This window comes from Streptomyces sp. HUAS MS02 (assembly GCF_055702265.1).
Window position 1 is genome coordinate 5885067 of the sequence record NZ_CM146747.1, and the last position, 19062, is coordinate 5904128.

14 protein-coding genes and 1 tRNA gene are annotated in these 19062 nt (G+C 71.3%); 8 read left to right on the forward strand and 7 right to left on the reverse strand.

The genetic code is table 11. The annotated features are described in order from the left end of the window. The first annotated feature begins 288 nt into the window (after nucleotides 1-288). Together ACZ9QC_RS25395 and ACZ9QC_RS25400 are read left to right on the forward strand one after the other, a co-directional pair. Nucleotides 289-1671: an NAD(P)/FAD-dependent oxidoreductase gene (locus tag ACZ9QC_RS25395; protein ID WP_469075406.1), complete on the forward strand. Its 1383-nt coding sequence runs from the start codon at nucleotides 289-291 to the stop codon at nucleotides 1669-1671. A 399-nt stretch (nucleotides 1672-2070) separates the two neighbouring features. Then, complete coding sequence (locus tag ACZ9QC_RS25400; RefSeq protein WP_472915231.1) at nucleotides 2071-3372, forward strand: class I SAM-dependent methyltransferase; 1302 nt, start codon at nucleotides 2071-2073, stop codon at nucleotides 3370-3372. A gap of 82 nt (nucleotides 3373-3454) precedes the next feature. On the opposite strand, the gene ACZ9QC_RS25405 is transcribed toward ACZ9QC_RS25400, so the two are convergent. Further along, nucleotides 3455-5995, reverse strand: a complete 2541-nt coding sequence (locus ACZ9QC_RS25405; RefSeq protein WP_472915232.1) for an ABC transporter permease — start codon at nucleotides 5993-5995, stop codon at nucleotides 3455-3457. A 112-nt stretch (nucleotides 5996-6107) separates the two neighbouring features. Then, the gene (locus ACZ9QC_RS25410) at nucleotides 6108-6878 is read right to left on the reverse strand and encodes an ABC transporter ATP-binding protein (RefSeq protein ID WP_472915233.1); all 771 of its coding nucleotides are present in this window, start codon (nucleotides 6876-6878) and stop codon (nucleotides 6108-6110) included. 511 nt (nucleotides 6879-7389) lie between these two features. On the opposite strand from ACZ9QC_RS25410, the gene ACZ9QC_RS25415 reads away from it, so the two are divergent. Together ACZ9QC_RS25415 and ACZ9QC_RS25420 are read left to right on the forward strand one after the other, a co-directional pair. Further along, nucleotides 7390-7472: transfer RNA gene (locus ACZ9QC_RS25415), tRNA-Leu, on the forward strand. 513 nt (nucleotides 7473-7985) lie between these two features. After that, nucleotides 7986-8867, forward strand: a complete 882-nt coding sequence (locus ACZ9QC_RS25420; protein WP_215455904.1) for a Bax inhibitor-1/YccA family protein — start codon at nucleotides 7986-7988, stop codon at nucleotides 8865-8867. A 100-nt stretch (nucleotides 8868-8967) separates the two neighbouring features. On the opposite strand, the gene ACZ9QC_RS25425 is transcribed toward ACZ9QC_RS25420, so the two are convergent. After that, nucleotides 8968-9198: a DUF4287 domain-containing protein gene (locus ACZ9QC_RS25425; protein ID WP_033524870.1), complete on the reverse strand. Its 231-nt coding sequence runs from the start codon at nucleotides 9196-9198 to the stop codon at nucleotides 8968-8970. 103 nt (nucleotides 9199-9301) lie between these two features. Between ACZ9QC_RS25425 and ACZ9QC_RS25430 the strand changes: the two genes are divergently transcribed. Next, nucleotides 9302-9613, forward strand: a complete 312-nt coding sequence (locus ACZ9QC_RS25430; RefSeq protein WP_472915234.1) for a hypothetical protein — start codon at nucleotides 9302-9304, stop codon at nucleotides 9611-9613. Between the two features lie 67 nt (nucleotides 9614-9680). Here the strand turns inward: ACZ9QC_RS25430 and ACZ9QC_RS25435 are convergent, their stop codons facing one another. The 3 genes from ACZ9QC_RS25435 to ACZ9QC_RS25445 all read right to left on the reverse strand — a co-directional run bounded on the left by ACZ9QC_RS25435 (nucleotide 9681) and on the right by ACZ9QC_RS25445 (nucleotide 13854). Beyond that, complete coding sequence (locus tag ACZ9QC_RS25435; protein WP_472921803.1) at nucleotides 9681-10463, reverse strand: hypothetical protein; 783 nt, start codon at nucleotides 10461-10463, stop codon at nucleotides 9681-9683. 294 nt (nucleotides 10464-10757) lie between these two features. Further along, a complete protein-coding gene (locus ACZ9QC_RS25440; protein ID WP_472915235.1) occupies nucleotides 10758-11975 on the reverse strand; it encodes an acetyl-CoA C-acetyltransferase in 1218 nt (405 codons plus the stop codon). A 784-nt stretch (nucleotides 11976-12759) separates the two neighbouring features. Next, nucleotides 12760-13854 (reverse strand): SGNH/GDSL hydrolase family protein, encoded by a 1095-nt coding sequence (locus ACZ9QC_RS25445; protein ID WP_184893231.1) that lies wholly within the window; start codon nucleotides 13852-13854, stop codon nucleotides 12760-12762. A gap of 159 nt (nucleotides 13855-14013) precedes the next feature. On the opposite strand from ACZ9QC_RS25445, the gene ACZ9QC_RS25450 reads away from it, so the two are divergent. Next, entirely contained in the window at nucleotides 14014-15408 is a 1395-nt protein-coding gene (locus ACZ9QC_RS25450) for a cystathionine beta-synthase (protein ID WP_472915236.1), read from the forward strand. A 516-nt stretch (nucleotides 15409-15924) separates the two neighbouring features. Here the strand turns inward: ACZ9QC_RS25450 and ACZ9QC_RS25455 are convergent. After that, nucleotides 15925-16365: a hypothetical protein gene (locus ACZ9QC_RS25455; protein ID WP_472921804.1), complete on the reverse strand. Its 441-nt coding sequence runs from the start codon at nucleotides 16363-16365 to the stop codon at nucleotides 15925-15927. A gap of 179 nt (nucleotides 16366-16544) precedes the next feature. On the opposite strand from ACZ9QC_RS25455, the gene ACZ9QC_RS25460 reads away from it, so the two are divergent. Further along, nucleotides 16545-18146 (forward strand): aromatic amino acid ammonia-lyase, encoded by a 1602-nt coding sequence (locus ACZ9QC_RS25460; RefSeq protein WP_472915237.1) that lies wholly within the window; start codon nucleotides 16545-16547, stop codon nucleotides 18144-18146. After that, the gene (locus ACZ9QC_RS25465) at nucleotides 18143-19003 is read left to right on the forward strand and encodes a MurR/RpiR family transcriptional regulator (protein WP_472915238.1); all 861 of its coding nucleotides are present in this window, start codon (nucleotides 18143-18145) and stop codon (nucleotides 19001-19003) included. The genes ACZ9QC_RS25460 and ACZ9QC_RS25465 overlap by 4 nt, the downstream gene beginning before the upstream one ends. The last annotated feature ends 59 nt before the right edge of the window (nucleotides 19004-19062 follow it).

Consider the following 19062-nt stretch of genomic DNA (forward strand, 5'->3'; position numbering starts at 1 on the left):
CGATGTTTTGAGGCTCCGCAGAGCGTTCCGGGGCTCCAAGGGGTCAACGGGGCGCCCTCGAAGGGTTTTCGCGGGGGTCTCGTCCGTGTGAAACGGAAGGGTGGTCCAGGGCCCCCGAGAGGCCGGAACGGCAGTTCACGCGGCCTTGACAACGGTCAAACCCCCCGGCCGGTCCCCTGGTGGGCGGTGGGCCCGGCCAAAGGGGTCGCGCAGTGTATCAGAGGGCGTGGAGAAGCTTGTGAAGGGGCGCACGAGCGACCCCCGGATGGCGGGTACATACTCGATGGCATGAGCACCACGGAGCGTCCCAGGATCCTCGTAGTAGGCGGTGGGTACGTAGGCCTGTACGCAGCTCGGCGCATCCTCAAGAAGATGCGCTACGGAGAGGCGACCGTCACGGTCGTCGACCCCCGGTCGTACATGACCTACCAGCCCTTCCTCCCCGAAGCCGCCGCCGGCAGCATCTCCCCCCGACATGTCGTCGTCCCGTTGCGACGCGTGCTCCCCAAGGCGGAGGTCCTCACCGGCCGGGTCACCACCATCGACCAGGACCGCAAGGTCGCCACGATCGCCCCGCTGGTCGGCGAGGCGTACGAGCTGCCCTTCGACTACCTGGTGATCGCGCTCGGCGCGGTCTCCCGCACCTTCCCGATCCCCGGCCTCGCCGAACAGGGCATCGGCATGAAGGGCATCGAGGAGGCCATCGGCCTGCGCAACCACGTCCTCGAACAGCTGGACAAGGCCGACTCCACGACCGACGAGGACGTCCGCCGCAAGGCGTTGACCTTCGTCTTCGTGGGCGGTGGCTTCGCGGGTGCGGAGACCATCGGCGAGGTCGAGGACATGGCCCGCGACGCCGCGAAGTACTACAAGAACGTGTCCCGCGAGGACATGCGCTTCGTGCTCGTCGACGCCGCCGACAAGATCCTCCCCGAGGTCGGCCCGAAGCTCGGCCTCTACGGCAAGGAGCACCTGGAGGGCCGTGGGGTCGAGGTCTACCTCAACACCTCCATGGACTCCTGCGTCGACGGCCACGTCGTGCTGAAGAACGGCCTGGAGGTCGACTCCAACACGATCGTCTGGACCGCCGGCGTCAAGCCGAACCCGGTCCTCTCCCGCTACGGCCTCCCGCTCGGCCCCCGTGGTCACGTGGACGCCTCGCCGACCCTCCAGGTCACCGGCACCGACTACATCTGGGCCGCGGGCGACAACGCCCAGGTCCCGGACGTCGCCGCCCGCAAGGCCGGCATCGAGAACGCCTGGTGCCCGCCGAACGCGCAGCACGCGCTGCGTCAGGCCAAGGTCCTCGGCGACAACGTGGTCTCCGGCATGCGGGGCTTCCCGCAGAAGGAGTACGCGCACTCCAACAAGGGCGCGGTGGCGGGTCTCGGCCTCCACAAGGGCGTCGCGATGATCGTCATGGGCAAGATGAAGATCAAGCTGCGCGGACGCCTGGCGTGGTACATGCACCGTGGCTACCACGGTCTCGCCATGCCGACCTGGAACCGCAAGATCCGGGTCTTCGCCGACTGGACGCTCGCGATGTTCCTCAAGCGCGAGGTCGTCTCCCTCGGCGCGATCGAGACTCCGCGCGAGGAGTTCTACGAGGCGGCCAAGCCCGCGCCGGTCGCTGCCGCGAGCAAGACCGGGGAAAAGGCCAAGGCCTCCTGACCCGCTGAGCTGTCCGAAGGGCCTCCCGCCATCCGTGGTGCGGGAGGTCTTTTGGCGTTCGCGGTAGGGGGTGGGGGGTTCGGTTCGTCGGCGGGTGCGGGTGCGTGGGGCTTCTCGCGCAGTTCCCCGCGCCCCTGAAAAGCAGGGGCCGCGCCCCGTGCTTTTCACCCCGCGGCCCCGCCGCTCTTCAGGCCCGCAGGGCCGTGGTCTTTCAGGCCCGCAGGGCTTGGTCTTTCAGGGGCGCAGGGCCTGTCTTTCAGAGGCGCGGGGAACTGCGCGACCAGTCCCCACTCACCCGCAGCCGAAAACACACCTCCCGCCGGGAATACGGCACAGCCCCGCGGGTGATTACGTTTGTCGTTGGACATTCCGGGATCTGTTGTCACGGAGGTGTGCGCCATGCAGGACGCCGCGTCGCGGCTGAAGACCCTGTTCGAGCAGTTGTCGGGGACCCCGCTCCCGGTCCGCCTGCGAGCCTGGGACGGATCGACGGCGGGACCGCCCCAGGCCCCCGCCCTCGTCGTACGCAACCGCAGGGCCCTGCGCCGAATGCTGTGGAAGCCCGGCGAACTGGGCCTGGCCCGCGCCTGGGTCGCCGGTGACCTCGGTGTCGAGGGCGACCTCTACGCCGTACTGGACCTGATGGCCGCACACGTGTGGGAGCGGGACGAGGACGCCCGGAGCCTTGCCGACGTCCTGCGCGACCCCCGGGCGCGGACGGCCGTCAAGGAGCTGCTGAAGCTGGCCGGCCCCGCCGTCCTGGTCCCGCCCGGACCGCCCCGCGAGGAGGTCCGCAGCCGCCACCGGCACACCAGACGCACCGACAGACGAGCCGTCAGTCACCACTACGACGTGGGCAACGACTTCTACGAGGCCGTCCTCGGCCCGTCGATGGTGTACTCCTGCGCCTACTGGGCCGCCTCCGACGGCACCACCACCCTGGAGGCCGCCCAGTACGACAAGCTCGACCTCATCTGCCGCAAGCTCGACCTGCGCCCGGGACAGCGGCTCCTGGACGTCGGCTGCGGCTGGGGCTCGATGGCCGTGCACGCCGCCCGCGAGTACGGCGTCCGGGTCGTCGGCGTCACCCTCTCCCAGGAGCAGGCCGCCTACGCCCGCAAACGCGTCGCCGACGAGGGCCTCACCGACCGCGTCGAGATCCGTGTCCAGGACTACCGCGACGTCACCGACGGGCCCTACGACGCGATCTCCTCCGTCGGCATGGCCGAACACGTGGGCGCGGACCGGTACCTGGAGTACGCCGAGGACCTGTACCGGCTGCTCGCTCCGGGCGGCCGGCTGCTCAACCACCAGATCTCCCGGCGGCCGCGGCGCGACGAGAGCGCGTATTCCGTCGACGGCTTCATCGACGCGTACGTCTTCCCGGACGGCGAACTCGCCCCGATCGGCACCACCGTCACCCAGCTCGAACGCGCCGGGTTCGAGGTCCGCGACGTGGAGTCCCTGCGCGAGCACTACGCCCTGACCCTGCGCGCCTGGGTCACCAACCTCGAAGCCCGCTGGGCCCACGCGGTCGCCCTGGTCGGCCCCGGCCGCGCCCGTGTCTGGCGCCTGTACATGGCCGCCTGCGCCCTCGGCTTCGAACGCAACCGCCTCGGCGTCAACCAGGTACTGGCCGTACGGCCGCCGGAAGGGGGTGCGTCGGGCCTCCCGCTCAGGGCCCGGACCTGGGGGGCCTGAACGCACGGACGGGGGCGCGTACGGCCATGTACGCGCCCCCGTCCTTATGTCTCCCGCCGGGCTCCCGCCGGCTCCCGCGCGGCTACTCCGACTTGATCGCCGCCAGCATGTTCAGCTTCGCCGCGCGGCGGGCCGGCCACAGGGCGGCCAAGATGCCGACGGTGGCGGCGAGGAGGAGGAAGACGGCCATCCGGGCCCAGGGGACGACCAGTTCGTACGTGGGCATCCGGCTGGCGATCAGCTCGCCGGCGGCCCAGCCGAAGAAGACACCCAGGCCGATGCCGAGGACACCGCCGAAGAGGGAGATGACCAGGGACTCCAGACGGACCATCCGCTTGATGCCCCGCCGGTCGAGACCGATCGCCCGGAGCATGCCGATCTCCTGCGAGCGCTCGAACACCGACATGGCGAGGGTGTTGATCACTCCGAGGACGGCCACGATCACCGCCATGGCCAGCAGGCCGTACAGCATGTTCAGCATCAGCGTGAACATCTGCGCGATGTCGTCGGAGAGGTCCTGCCCGCTCTGGACCTTGATCGCCGGGTTCTCGCCGAGGGCCTTCTCCAGCCGGTCCTTGGTGGCGTCGGAGGCACCGGCCGAGGTCTTGACCATGACCATCATGTCGGCCGGGGCCGCGTCGGCCGGCAGCCGCTTCGTGAGCGTCGCGTTGTCCAGCAGGATGCCCCGGATCAGCTCGTTGCTCTCGTAGACCCCGGAGACGGTCAGCTTCTCCTTCTCGCCGCCTTCGAACCCGGCGGTGAACTCGGAGCCGGCCTTCCAGCCGCGCCGCTCGGCGGTGTCCGCGTCCACCACGACCTCGCCGCCGCCGACCTTGAACGCCCCGTTGTCCACCGGCAGGCTGGTGAGCTTCCCGATGGCCGCGCCGTTCACGCCCGTGAGGTACTCGGTCTCGTCCCCGATCCGGGACTCGGCGTTGCGCAGCGGTGAGACGGCGGTGACGCCCTCGGTGGCGGAGAGCTTCTTCTCCACGTCCGGGGAGAGGTAGTTGCCGTTGGCCATCGAGACGACGTAGTCCGCCTTGATCGCGTCGGCGGCCATCTTGCCGATGGACTTCTGCAGGCTGCCCGCCATCACCGTCATCCCGGTGATCAGCGTCAGGCCGATCATCAGCGCCGAGGCGGTCGCCGCGGTGCGGCGCGGGTTGCGTACGGAGTTCTGCCGGGCGAGCTTGCCGGAGATCCCGAACACCCGCATGAGCGGGGCCGCGGCCGCGATCAGCGGGCGGGACAGGAGGGGGGTGAGGACGAAGACACCGATGATCAGCAGCACCGCGCCGATGCCCATCGGCGCCTGCCCGTCCGAGCCGTCCATGGTGGTGGCGTACAGCACGGTGGCCACGCCCGCGCCGGCGAGCAGCGCGCCGATCGTGTTCCGGACGACCAGCGACTTGGTCGTCGCCTTCGCGTGCACACTGCTCATCGCCGCGACCGGCGGGATCTTCGCCGCACGACGGCCCGGCAGCCAGGCCGCCAGCATCGTGATCAGTACGCCGACGAGCAGCGCGGTGGCGACCGTGCCGGGGGAGACCACCAGCGGGCCGGCGGGGACGGTCTCGCCGAGGGCGCTGATCAGCGCCCGCATCCCGGCGCCGATCCCGACACCGGCGGCCAGGCCGGTGACCGCGGCGACCAGGCCCACCACGAACGCCTCGATCAGCACGGAGCGCGTCACCTGGCGGCGGGAGGCACCGACCGCGCGCAGCAGCGCCAACTCCTTGGTGCGCTGGGCCACCAGCATGGTGAAGGTGTTGGCGATGATGAACGTGCCCACGAACAGGGCGATCCCGGCGAAGACCAGCAGCGCGTTCTTCAGGCCGCTCATCTCGGTGGCGATCTGCGTGGCCTGGTCGTCCGCGAGCTGCTGACCGGTGGTGGTGTGGACGGAGTCCTTCGGCAGGACGTCCTCGACGGACTTCCGCAGCTGGGTCTGGCTGGTGCCGGCCGCCGCCGTCACGTTGATCGTGTCGAACTCGCCCTCCAGGTGGAAGAGCTTCTGTGCGGTCGCCGTGTCGAACAGGGTGAGGCTGCCGCCGGCGGCGACATTGCCGTCGTCCGTCGTGAAGATGCCGCTGACGGTGGGGGTGAGGACCGGGCCGTCGACGGACAGCCGCACGGTGTCGCCCACCTCGTACCCGGCACGCCTCGCGGTCTCCGAGTCGATCGCGACCTCGTCGGCGCCCTTCGGCGCGCGGCCGCCGTCCCGGATGGGATACCGGGGGTCGTCCGTCCCCCAATAGTTCCCGCCCTGCGACTGGAAGTCGCCGCCGATCAGCTTGCCGTCCTTGCCGGCGAGGGCGGTGAACCCGCTCACCACCCCGATCGCCGACTCGGCGCCGGGTGCCCGCTCGACCTTCTCCAGCACCTCGGGAGTCAGCTTGGGCTGGTCGGCGACGGTGTCGCCCTCGTCGGGCTGGTACCCCGGCCGGATCGCGACGTCCACCTGGTCGAAGCCCTTGGCCGAGCTCTTCTGCAGCGCGTCGGAGATGGTGTTGGTGAAGACGAGCGTGCCGGACACGAAGGCGACGCCGAGCATCACCGCGAGCACGGTCATGAGCAGCCTGGCCTTGTGCGAGAGCACGTTGCGCAGGGCGGTACGGAACATGAAGGGGTCCTGTGGTCGGGGCGGGCAGGGCGGAGCGGATGTGCGCGCGGGTGCGCGGTGTGCGGGTGCGCGGGATGCGCGCGGGGGATGTGAGCCGGGGTGGCGAACTCCCTCAGCTGGTCCGCCCCTTGGTGTCGAACCTCTTCATCCGGTCCAGCACCAGGTCCGCCGTCGGCTCGTGCATCTCGTCCACGATGCGCCCGTCGGCGAGGAAGATGACCCGGTCCGCGTACGCCGCGGCCACCGGGTCGTGCGTCACCATCACCACCGTCTGCCCCAACTCCCGTACGGAGTTGCGCAGGAAGCCCAGCACCTCGGCGCCCGAGCGCGAGTCCAGGTTTCCGGTGGGCTCGTCCCCGAAGATGATGTCCGGCCGTGAGGCGAGCGCCCGCGCCACGGCGACGCGCTGCTGCTGGCCGCCGGAGAGCTGGGCGGGCCGGTGGCTCAGCCGGTCGGCCAGGCCCACCATCCGGATCACGGTGTCCAGCCACTGCTTGTCCGGCTTGCGGCCCGCGATGTCCATCGGGAGGGTGATGTTCTCCAGCGCGGTCAGTGTGGGCAGCAGGTTGAACGCCTGGAAGATGAAGCCGATCTTGTCCCGGCGCAGCTTGGTGAGCTGCTTGTCCTTCAGCGAGCCCAGTTCGGTCTCGCCGATGCGGACGGAGCCGGCCGAGAAGGTGTCCAGGCCGGCCACGCAGTGCATCAGCGTGGACTTGCCGGACCCCGAGGGCCCCATGATCGCGGTGAACTGGGCCTGCCGGAAGTCGACGGTGACCTGGTCCAGCGCGACCACCCGGGTCTCGCCCTGTCCGTAGACCTTCGACAGTTCCGTGGCGCGGGCGGCCACGGCGGTGGACCGGGTGGCGAGGGGGGTGGTGGTCACGGGTGGAACTCCTGTCGGGACGACGGTGTTTGGGGTGTGCGGGAACGGCCGGGCGGGCCGGGCGACGGGCGGTTCGTGGCGCGTGCCGAGGGCATGCCGGGGCCGTTCGCTTCTCGTTTCGTGGAGGGCTCCATCGTCTCGACGCGCGAGCGCCGTGTAGTCAGCCGCTGTTCCGGTTCCGGGGGCAGACTTCTGACGGACCGGCGGGCGTCGCGTCATACCTGGGGATGACGGTGGGCTCCGACCCCGAGGGGCGGGGCCCTGACCGACACGAGTCACCGCGTCACCGCGCGTGTGACACGGGGGACCGCTCGTTCGGGCGGTGAAATTCCGTCATTCCGCACACGGGCGGTCTTGCCGTCCGTAAGGCTATTGGCAAGTGCGGATGGCGTGTTCCGTGGGCTGATGCACCCTCAGACGTCAATAAAATAAGACAACATCGGTCCGCTCTTCGACTGTTCGGGGGAAGCGTCCCGATAGGCTCGGGACCTCAGCGCGGAGCCCATGGCCTGCCCGGATGGTGGAATGCAGACACGGCGAGCTTAAACCTCGCTGCCCCTCGCGGGCGTACCGGTTCAAGTCCGGTTCCGGGCACCTCCGATCAAACCAGACCATTTCCCCCCAAACCCCCACACACCTCCCACCGGCAAGGTGCGCCTCTCACTCGCCGCATTACACCGTCCGGCAGGCCCCGGCCGGCGCGGAGAAGTCGCCTCCCGCACGCGGCGGCCGTTCTCCTCGGTCCGGTGATCGGGGCGGGCGTCGGGTTCGCCTCCGGCGGTGACTCCGGGCGGTGCACCGCGAGACGGGCCCAAGAACCCACTGACACGGAGAGCGACAAGGCCTTCAGCGTCAAGGGGTGCCGGCCGTGGCTGCCGGCCGTGGGTGCGGGTCGGGTGATGTGAGGGGCGCGGTAGGTCTCCGGGAGGTCACGGGGGTGTAGCGGGGTGGGGTCGGGTTGAGGGGGGTGGGGCGGGGAATCATGGGGACGCGTAGCGTGTTCGATGTCAGGGCATGGGAAAGATCCTCCCCAAGCACTAGGGTCAATCCTTTGCCTACCTATTACTCTTGAGCCAAGGCCACGCAGGGTGGCCATGGAGGAGTGAAATGAGGAGCAGCAACCCGGTCTTCTCGCGACGGGGGTTCAGCCGCGACAACGGCTACGCGGGCTTCAACACCGCGCCGCAGGCCGGGGGAGCAGCTGTCGGCACCCAGGGCAACCCCTACGCCCAGCAGGGCGGTAACCCGTACGCGACGAACCCGTACGCCCAGCAGGGCGTCCAGCACGGCACGCCGCCGCAGGCCCCGGCCCGCACGGGCGCCATGACCATGGACGACGTCGTCATGCGCTCGGCCATGACGCTCGGCACGGTCGTCGTCGGCGCGGTCCTCGCCTGGGCCCTCCTGCCGGTGTCGCCCACGAGCTACGGCCTGGCCATCGGTGCCGCGCTCATCGCCTTCGTCCTGGCGATGGTGCAGTCCTTCAAGCGCAAGGCCTCGCCCGCGCTGATCCTGGCGTACGCCGCCTTCGAGGGCGTGTTCCTCGGCGTGCTCAGCGAGATGTTCAACGCGCAGTGGAGCGGTGCGCCCTTCCAGGCGGTGCTCGGCACCATGGCCGTCTCCGGAGCCACCCTCCTGGTCTACAAGGCGGGCTGGATCCGGGTCACCGCGCGGTACGCCCGCATCGGTATGACCATCGCGATCGCCTTCATTCTGGTCATGGCGGTCAACCTGCTGCTCGTCGTCTTCGGGCTCGCCCCCGACGGCGGACTGCGCAGCATGGGCCCGCTCGGTGCGATCGTCGGCATCCTGGCGATCCTGCTCGGCGCGTTCTTCCTGACCCTGGACTTCAAGCAGATCCAGGACGGCATCGCCTACGGCGCCCCGCGCGAGGAGGCCTGGCTGGCCGCGTTCGGCCTGACCATGACCCTCGTGTGGATCTACATCGAGATGCTCCGCCTGGTCGCCATCTTCAGCGGCGACGACTAGGAGTGACGAGCGGCGGCCGGGACCGACCCCAGCCGCCTCCCCCTCGTGGAAGGGCCCCCGAACCTCACGGTTCGGGGGCCCTTCGTGGTTCTCGGCGGCTTCACCGGAGCTTCCGCGCGGCCCTCCTCAGGTCGTACTCGTGAATGATCGCTTTGGCGTGGCCGTACGCGAGGTCGTACTCGTGCCGGAGCCAGCTGACCTTCTCCTCGAAATTGAAGAGAGCGGGGCCTTCATCGACTTTGCGGATCCAGTCGGAGACTTCACGACCGGTGCAGTGTGGGATGCGGGCGAGCAGGTTGCGATGGGTCTCCTCGGAGAAGACTTGGGACATCGGCGCCTCCGGACGAAAGGGAATGTAAGCCGGTCCTTCAGGTCACGTTGCCTGAGTGGCGGCCTGTTGGCAACAGTCCGGCAGAGGCGCGTACTCTCGCGGCGTGCTTGATACGACGCCGTTGACCCGTGCCGTGGATCATTTCGCCGACCGGCTGCGGGCGGCCCCGCAGAGCCGGCTCCAGCGGAGCGCCGCCGCGGAGGCGCTGGCGCTGGCCAGGGAGTTCGCACTGCGTGCCCAGCGGTTGGAGACGCCCGAGGGGCCGCTCCACGAGATGCCGGACGCGGGCATGTTCGCGGCGGCCGACCAGGTGACCGTCGCGGGAAACGATCTCGCGCTGGTGCTGGGCGACGAGGCTGCGCTGGCGGAGGCGGTGGCCCTCGTGGAGGAGGCTCAGCGGAGGGCCGGGGTGTGAGGGGCTCGCGCGGTTCCCTGAGCCCCTGAAGGGCGCTGCACCACCCGGCGGCGTGAGAGGCGCCGCCCTACAGCGACGCGATCACCCTGTCCGCCAGGATGTAGACCATGTCCTCGCCGCACTCGAAGGTGAGCGTGTAGGCGCCCGAGATGCCCGAGCCGCCCAGCAGGACGGGGACGTCGCCGGTCTGGAGGGCCGTGGCGAGGCGCTCGGCGGTCTCCCGGTGGCCGGGGGTCATGCACAGGGTGGTGCCGTCGGCGAAGACGTAGACGTCGAGCGTGCCCAGCGGGCCCGGGCGGACGTCGGCCAGCTCCGTGCGGGACGCGGCGAGGTCCTCCAGGCAGGCGACCGTGCGCTCGTGGTCGTTGGTGAGGGGTGACTGCACCGGTACGAAATCGGGGTGCGAGGGGTGACGGCGGCGGGCCGCGGCCAGCTCGGCGGAGTCCCCGGCGTACTCGTCGCTCTCCAGGCCGGGCTCGATCGCCGGCTCCAGGTGCTCCAGGCCGGCGAAATCGGACTGCCGGGGCAGGAACAGGTCGCTCTCGGGCAGACCCAGCAGCGGAGGCGTGTCGGTGACGTCACGGGACTCCTGGGCGGCCCAGAAGGCCCGGGCCTCGGCGAGCTCACGCTCCCGCTCCTCGGCGAGGGCCTCGGCGACGGCCGCGCGTATCTCCTCCGTGTCGGCCGCCGGACGGGCGGCCGGCACCAGGGCGCGCGTCCCGGCGGCCCGGCTCTCGGCCAGCTCGGTGCGCAAGGCAGCGACCTGTCGGCGCAGACCCATGAGGGTGCGCAGGACGGCGACGCCCACGGCGGCGGTGGCGGCCGTGGTGAGCAGCAAGGCGATCGGCATAGCGCTCACTGACGTACTCCCGGTTCAAAGTCGACCCCCGACTTCCTACATCAGCTTGAAGGGCGGACTAACCAGCTGTCAGTGCGTAACGTCACGAAACGGGCAGGAAACTTGCCCCGATGTTTGGTGCTGAAACGGCTCTGACCTGCGTAAATCGCTCTCCGGGGGGAGATAGGTCACATCCTGGGGGAGATTGGATCACAAAACGGCCCGGAGCCCCCGGTTTCCGGGACTCCGGGCCACGGCATCACCGGGCGCGTCCGTGCGGTCACGGCCGCGCACGGGGCCGCACGGTCAGCTGAGGCGCTCGATGACCATCGCCATGCCCTGGCCGCCGCCGACGCACATCGTCTCCAGGCCGAACTGCTTGTCGTGGAACTGGAGGGAGTTGATGAGCGTGCCGGTGATGCGGGCGCCGGTCATGCCGAAGGGGTGGCCGACGGCGATGGCGCCGCCGTTCACGTTCAGCTTGTCCAGCGGGATGTCCAGGTCGCGGTAGGAGGGGATCACCTGGGCGGCGAAGGCCTCGTTGATCTCGAACAGGTCGATGTCGTCGACGGTGAGACCCGCGCGGGACAGGGCCTGCTTCGACGCCTCCACGGGGCCGTAGCCCATGATCTCGGGGGAGAGGCCGGAGACGCCCGTGGAGACGATCCGGGCGAGCGGGGTGAGCCCGAGGTCCCGCGCCTTGGTGTCGGACATGATCACCAGGGCGGCGGCGCCGTCGTTCAGCGGGCAGCAGTTGCCGGCGGTGACCAGGCCGTCCTCGCGGAAGACCGGCTTCAGGCCCTGTACGGCCTCCAGGGTGACGCCGGCGCGGGGGCCGTCGTCCTTGCTGACGACCGTGCCGTCGGGCAGCGTCACCGGGGTGATCTCGCGCTCCCAGAAGCCCTTGCCGATGGCCTCCTCGGCGAGGTTCTGCGAGCGGACGCCGAACTCGTCCATCTCCTGCCGGGTCACGCCCCACTGGCGGGCCAGGTTCTCGGCGGTCTGCCCCATCGCGATGTACGGGTCGGGGAGCAGACCGTCCTCGCGCGGGTCGTGCCAGGAGGCGCCGACCGACTTGGAGACCGCCTCCGTGCGGGCCTCGGCCTCGGCGAAGAGCGGGTTGCGGGCGGTGGGGATGTCGCTGGTGCCGCGCGCGGTGCTGCTGACGACCTCGACGCCGGCCGAGATGAAGACATCGCCCTCGCCGGCCTTGATGGCGTGCAGGGCCATGCGGGAGGTCTGCAGCGACGAGGAGCAGTAACGGGTGATCGTGCAGCCCGGCAGGTGGTCCATGCCCAGCTGGACGGCCACGATGCGGCCCAGGTTGTGGCCCTGCTCGCCGCCGGGGAGGCCACAGCCGAGCATCAGGTCGTCGATGTCCCTCGGGTCCAGCTCCGGGACCTTCGCGAGGGCGGCCGCGACGATGGTGGCGGTCAGGTCGTCGGGGCGCAGGTCCTTCAGCGAGCCCTTGAAAGCGCGGCCGATGGGGGAGCGGGCGGCTGAGACGATCACGGCTTCGGGCATCACGGCTCCATTGGCATGCGTACGGAAAGCGGGGCTGTGGGGGAAGTTACCCGTACGTATGGTCCGGGTCACGGCCAACAGGGTGTGACGCCGACCGCACTTTTCTAAGCGCTTGCTTTGTGAGGCGGGGTGCGCGGGGCGTGTTGGGGGTGCGGGGCGTGTTCGGGCGCGTTGGGGGGTGGGGGTGCCTGTGACCGGGCGACTGCGGGTGCGTCGTGGTTGCTCGCGCAGTTCCCCGCGCCCCTAAAAGATCCGGACCCCGCGGCCCTGAAAGGCGCCGGCGACGGGCCGAAGGCAACGGGCGACTGTCGATGAACCGCGAGGCGACTGGCGATGGGCTGTGAGGCGGTGGGCGGTGGGCCGCGAGGCGGTGGGCGGTGGGCGGTGGGCGGTGGGCGGTGGGCCGCGAGGCGGTCGGCGGTGGACCGTGAGGCGATGGCGGTGGGCCGCGAGGCGGTCGGCGGTGGGCTGTGAGGCGGTGGGCCGCGAGGCGGTCGGCGGTGGACCGTGAGGCGATGGGCGATGGGCGATGGGTGATGGGCGGTGGACCGTAAGGCGGTGGGCGGTGGGCCGTGAGGCGAGCGGCAGTGGGCCGAAGGGTGATCGGCGGCGGACACAAAGCCGACCGACAGCAAGGGAAAAGCCAGGGGCGCAGCCCCGGCTTTTCAGGGGCGCGGGGAACTGCGCGAGAAGCCCCACCGAACCTGCACTCGCCGGCGAACCCGTACCCCCCGAGCTATGAGGCGCCCGGACCCGCACTCGCCGGCGAACCCGTACCCCCGAGCTATGAGGCGCCCGGTTGGGCCTCCGCAGGGGTGGCTGGGGTGGGGTCCGATGCCGGTACCCGCCGGCGGCGGCGTCGCTTCAGCAGGGCCCACGGCCCGCGCGGCCCCGTCGGCATCGCCGCCGTCACCTCCGTACCGGCCTCCGACGCGGCCTCCGCGGCGGCCCGAGCCACCGGCAGGAAGCCCTCGCGGCGGCTGACGTCCGGCCGCTCCTCCTCCGCCGGCCACAGACCCAGCGCCGCGCACACCGTCGGCAGCACGGCCATCGCCGCGGTCGCGTACCCCTCGGCGGAGGGGTGGTAGTTGTCGGGGCCGAACAGCTCCCGGGGGTTCTGTTCGAACTCGGGGCCGAGAAGGTCGCCCAGCGACACGGTACGGCCGCCCTGTTCGACGGTTCCGATCGTCTGGGCGGCCGCCAGCTGCCGCGAGGCCCGGCGGGCGAGCCAGCGCAACGGCTGCTGCACGAGCTCGATCGTGCCGAGGTCGGGACAGGTGCCCACCACGACCTCGGCCCCGGCGGTCCGCAGCCGCCGTACCGCCGCGGAGAGGTGGCGGACGGAGCGGGTCGGCGGCATCCGGTGGGTCACGTCGTTCGCGCCGATCATGATCACGCAGACGTCGGGGACCTGGGCCGGGTCCTCCAGGACCAGGGCCACCTGCCGGTCGAGGTCGTCCGACTGGGCACCCGGCAGCGCCACGTTGCGCAGCAGCACCGGGCGCTCGGCGACGGCCGCCAGCCCCGAGGCGATCAGCGCGCCCGGGGTCTGCCGGGACCGGTGGACCCCCTGGCCGGCGGCGGTGGAGTCACCGAGCATGACGAGCCGGAGCGGGGGATCGTCAGGGACGTCGTACGAACTGCCGTACGAGCCGTAGCCGTACGCGCGGCCGTACCGGCTGCCGTGCGTGTGGCCGTACACGCCCTCCGCGCTCGGCGGGTGCGGGCTGTGCCCGTTGCCCACGACCCGCTTGGCCATCCGCACCTCGGCCAGCAGCACACCCACCGCCGCCGCGCCCAGCAGACCGATGCCGCCGCCGCCGTACGCCGCGCCCGCCGCGATGCGGCGGGCCACCCTTGCTCTGGACATGCTCGTCATGCGTCGCCGCCACCTCCTCGTAGCCGTACACCCACTCCTTGCCCCGTACCGGCCCTCGGCCAATCCCGGCGGAAGGTGAACAGGGAGGAGAACAGTGAGGGCGGGGCTTAGGCTGGCTGGACATTACGACCATCCCTTTTTGCGGCTCCGGAGACAACGGTGCAAATCCACGACTCGATGATCAGCCTCGTCGGCAACACCCCGCTGCTGAGGCTCAACAGAGTGACCGAGGGCATCCAGGCGACCGTCCTGGCCAAGGTCGAGTACTTCAATCCCGGCGGTTCCGTGAAGGACCGCATCGCACTGCGCATGATCGAGGCGGCGGAGAAGAGCGGGGAGCTGCAGCCCGGCGGCACGATCGTCGAGCCGACCAGCGGAAACACAGGTGTGGGCCTCGCCATCGTGGCCCAGCAGAAGGGGTACAAGTGCATCTTCGTGTGCCCCGACAAGGTGAGCACGGACAAGATCAACGTGCTGCGGGCCTACGGCGCCGAGGTCGTCGTCTGCCCCACGGCGGTCGACCCCGAGCACCCCGACTCGTACTACAACGTCTCCGACCGGCTGGTCCGTGAGACGCCCGGCGCCTGGAAGCCGGACCAGTACTCCAACCCCAACAACCCGCTCTCCCACTACCACTCGACCGGCCCTGAGCTGTGGGAGCAGACGGAGGGGCGGATCACCCACTTCGTGGCGGGCGTGGGCACCGGCGGCACCATCTCCGGCACCGGCCGGTACCTGAAGGACGCCAGCGACGGCCGCGTCCAGGTGATCGGCGCCGACCCCGAGGGTTCCGTGTACTCCGGCGGGTCCGGGCGGCCGTACCTCGTCGAGGGCGTCGGTGAGGACTTCTGGCCGACCGCGTACGACCGGACCGTCGCCGACGAGATCGTCGCCGTGTCCGACAAGGACTCCTTCCAGATGACCCGGCGGCTGGCCAAGGAGGAGGGCCTGCTGGTGGGCGGCTCCTGCGGCATGGCCGTCGTCGCCGCCCTGGAGGTCGCCAAGCGCCTCGGCCCGGACGACGTCGTGGTCGTCCTGCTGCCCGACAGCGGGCGCGGCTACCTCAGCAAGATCTTCAACGACGAGTGGATGGCCGACTACGGCTTCCTGGAGGACGAGGGGCCGAGCGCGCGCGTCGCCGACGTCCTCAGCCACAAGGAGCACGGCGCCATTCCGTCCCTCGTCCACATGCACCCGGACGAGACGGTCGGTCAGGCGATCGAGGTGCTGCGCGAGTACGGCGTCTCGCAGATGCCGATCGTGAAGCCGGGCGCCGGTCACCCGGATGTCATGGCCGCCGAGGTCGTCGGGTCCGTCGTCGAGCGCGAGCTGCTGGACGCCCTCTTCACCCAGCGCGCCTCGCTCGACGACCCGCTGGAGAAGCACATGTCGGCGCCGCTGCCGCAGGTCGGCTCCGGTGAGCCGGTCGGCGACCTGATGACCGTGCTCGGCTCGGCGGACGCGGCCATCGTGCTGGTCGAGGGCAAGCCGACCGGTGTGGTCAGCCGACAGGACCTGCTCGCGTTCCTCGCCAAGGGCGGGGTCAAGCAGTAGGGCGGCTGTCCGCCGACCCGGGCGACGGGAGGGGCCTCTCCCCGACGGGAGGGGTCTTTGCCCGACGGAAGGGGGCGCCGTCGAGGCGAGGTCTGCCTGACGGGGAGGGGGCGCCGTCGGTGCGAGGGCCGCTGCCGAGGGGCGGGGCGCCTGATTCGGGGGAAAAAATCCCGGGAAGACCCCTTCTTCATCGAAGATTTGCGCGAGTCGAGGGTTTGGCTTCGCAGAAGTGGTACGAGCGCGTCACGTCCGCGCAGCACCCGCTTAACACGGGTCCGGCACATTAGTGGATGTCGGCAGGGCGGGAGCGGCTCCCCGCCCCGGCCGGCAACCGAAACGGCGTCAAGGACCTCCGGAGCGGCTCCCGGACCTCCATGGACGCCACGGACGCGCCAGCCCGGTCCTGACCCGGCCCGCGTCCCTCGCGGGGACCGCCGTCGTCCCGCCCCCCGTCACACGGGGGTGCGGCGGTCCCCGCGCATATCTCTTCCACCTTCTCCGGGAACGCGGGGGAGGTCACCCTTCCCGTTCCCCATCCCCGCTCGTGCCCCGGCGCCTGCCCAGGGTCGGTGAGTTGCGCAGGGCCCAGGCCACGTTCACGCCCACGATGCCCGCCCAGGTGACGAACAGGCCGGGCAGTTCGGCCACCCCGCCGCCGATGCCGGACAGGGGGATGGCGGCGACGAGGGAGACCACGCCGAAGCCGTAGCGTTCGCCCCAGCTGTCGGTGGACCTGTCGGGGGAGCGGCTGCCACGGGCCACCACCATCTGCTGCTCGGCCACCTGACGCCGGACCCGGCGGTCGACCGCGCTGTCGATGCGCTGGTCGACCTTCTCCAGGAACGAGTCGACGAGCGCGGACTCGTAGTCCTCGCCCAGTTCTCTGCGGGCGTGCAGGGTGGCGGCGAGTTCCTTCTTCAGCTCGGTGTCGCCGAGCTGCGCGTCACGGGCATCCATACCGGTCATGCTCTTCACGGTAGGGAGCCGGGGGCCGCCTGGCACTGGGGTTAGCCCCCCAGTCGGCGTACGGCTCTCCACGTTTCCCGTCCGGCCGCCCTTGCCCGTCCTGCATAGCTTCATGCAGAGTTCTCGGTGTCTGAATATGTGATTCCGCCGAGGCTGAGGAGGCTACGGGTATGTCCTCTCGGATCATGGGCGCGACGGACACCCCCGCCGCCGTCACCGAGCCGACCGCGCAGGCCGGGCTGGTCGTCCTCGACGGGCGTGCGCTGGGGGTCGCCGACGTCGTCCGGCTCGCCGACGGTGTCGTCCGACCGGTGCCCGACGGCGCCGCCGTGCGACGGGTCGAGGAGTCCTGGGACGCCGCCCGGCTCATCGCGGCGACCGGGCGCGTGTACGGCCGTTCCACCGGCGTCGGCGCCAACCGCACCGAGGACGTGCCCACCGAGGCCGCCACCGAGCACGGCCTGCGGCTGCTGCGCAGTCACGCCGGGGCCATCGGGGAGGAACTGCCCGCCCGGCAGGTGCGCGCCATGCTCGCCGTACGCGCCAACCAGCTGCTCGCGGGCGGCGCCGGGCTCCGCCCGACCGTCGTCACCGCGCTCTGCGCCGCGCTGGAGAGCGGGGCACACCCCGTGGTCAACGAGTTCGGTTCGGTGGGGACGGGCGACATCGCGGCCCTGGCCCAGGTGGGGCTGGCGCTGGCGGGGGAGCATCCGTGGCGTGTGCCTGGGGTGCCGGAGGCGCGGCTGGAGTATGGGGGCGGGCCAGGCGTCGGCGTGCCCGAGGCGCAGCCGCTGGACAACAACGACGCCCTCGCGCTGATCAGCAGCAACGCGCTCACGCTCGGGCAGGCCGCGCTCGCGCTGCACGAGCTGCGGGGGCTGATCGCGGCCACGCAGGTCGTCGCCGCGCTCTCGCTCCTCGCCGTGGACGGCTCGCACGAGGCGTACGCGGCGCCCGTGCACCTCGCGCGCGCCCACCGGGGGTCGCGCGAGGTGGCCCGGCGCATGCGGGAGCTGATCGGTGCGGCCGACCGGCCCACGCCCCCGCTGGGGCGGATCCAGGACCCGTACGGCTTCCGGTGCCTGCCGCAGATCCACGGTCCCGCGCTGGACGCGGCGGACGCGCTGGAGGGCGTTCTGGAGGTGGAGTTCAACGCGGCGGCGGAGAACCCGCTGATCATCCCGGAGGACATGGCCGCGTACCACCACGGCGGCTTCTACCAGGCCCAACTCGCCCTCGCCCTGGACCACTTCAGGCTCGCCGTGACCCAGGTGGCCCGGCTGTCGACCTCCCGGCTCTCCTCGCTCAACGAGCCCGCGTACACCCGGCTGCGGCCCTTCCTCGCCGACCACGAGCCCGCCTCCTCGGGCGTGATGATCCTGGAGTACGCCGCCGGGGCCGCCCTCGGTGACCTGCGGGCCTTCTCCGCGCCCGCGTCGCTCGGCCACGCTGTACTGTCCCGGGGCGTCGAGGAACAGGCCAGCTTCGCCTCGCTCGCCGCCCGGCAGACGCTGCGGGCGTGCCGCGCGTACCGGCTCGTCGTCGGCTGTGAACTCGTCGCGGCCGTACGGGCGTTGCGCCAGCGGGACCTGCGGCCGGACCCGGGGCTGCCGGTCGGACGCGCGCTGGAACTGGCGGAGGCCGTGCTCGATCCGGATCCGGCCGACCGGCCGCTGACGGCGGACGTGGGCGCGGCGGCCGTACTGCTCGATCGGTTCACCGAGATCTGGACGGACGTCCAGGCGGACCCACTGAGGGGGAGCGCGTCATGAGCGCGGACAACGGCACGGGCGTGACGGACGGTCCCGCCGCGCGACTGCAGGCGCTCTTCGAGGGGCACCGGCTGACGCCCACCCAGCGGCGCATCGCCCACAGCATGGTGCGGCGGGCGGCCGACGTGCCGTTCCTGTCGAGTGTGGAACTGGCCGAGCTGGCCGGGGTGAGCCAGCCGTCCGTGACCCGGTTCGCGGTGGCGCTGGGCTTCGACGGCTACCCGGCGCTGCGCCGGCACCTGCGGGACGTCGGGCCCGTGGAGCCGGCCCCGGACACCACCGCGTACAACGAGTACCAGCAGGCCGTCGAGGCCGAGATCGAGAACCTGCGGCACCTGGCCGAGGTGCTCGCCGACCCCGCCCCGGTGGCCCGGGCCGGACGGCTGCTGGCCGCGTCCCGGCCGCTGCCGGTGCTCGGCCTGCGGGCGGCGGCCTCCCAGGCGTACGGGTTCGCCTACTTCGCCGCCAAGGTCCACCCCGACGTACGGCTGCTGCACGAGGGCGGCAGCATGCTCCGCGACCGCATCGACGCGGCCGTGCGCGGGGGCGCGACCGCGCTGCTCTGCTTCGCGCTGCCCCGGCATCCCCGCGAGGTCGTCGAGACCCTGGCGTACGCCAAGGAGGCCGGGCTCTTCGTCGTCACGGTCGCCGACTCCGCCTTCGCGCCCGTGGCCAAGGTCTCCGACCTGCTGCTGCCCGCCGCCGTCGGCACCGGGCTCGCCTTCGACACGGCCTGCGCCCCCATGCTGCTGGGCCGGGTGCTCCTGGAGGCCATGTGCGACGACCTGCCGGAGGCCCAGGCCCGGCTGGAGGAGTTCGACGCGAAGGCCGCGACCAGGGGACTGTTCGTGGAGTAGTCCGCGTCGTGGAGCAGTCCGCTCGATCGGCCGAGGTTCGCGATTCTCAGGCGCGTCTC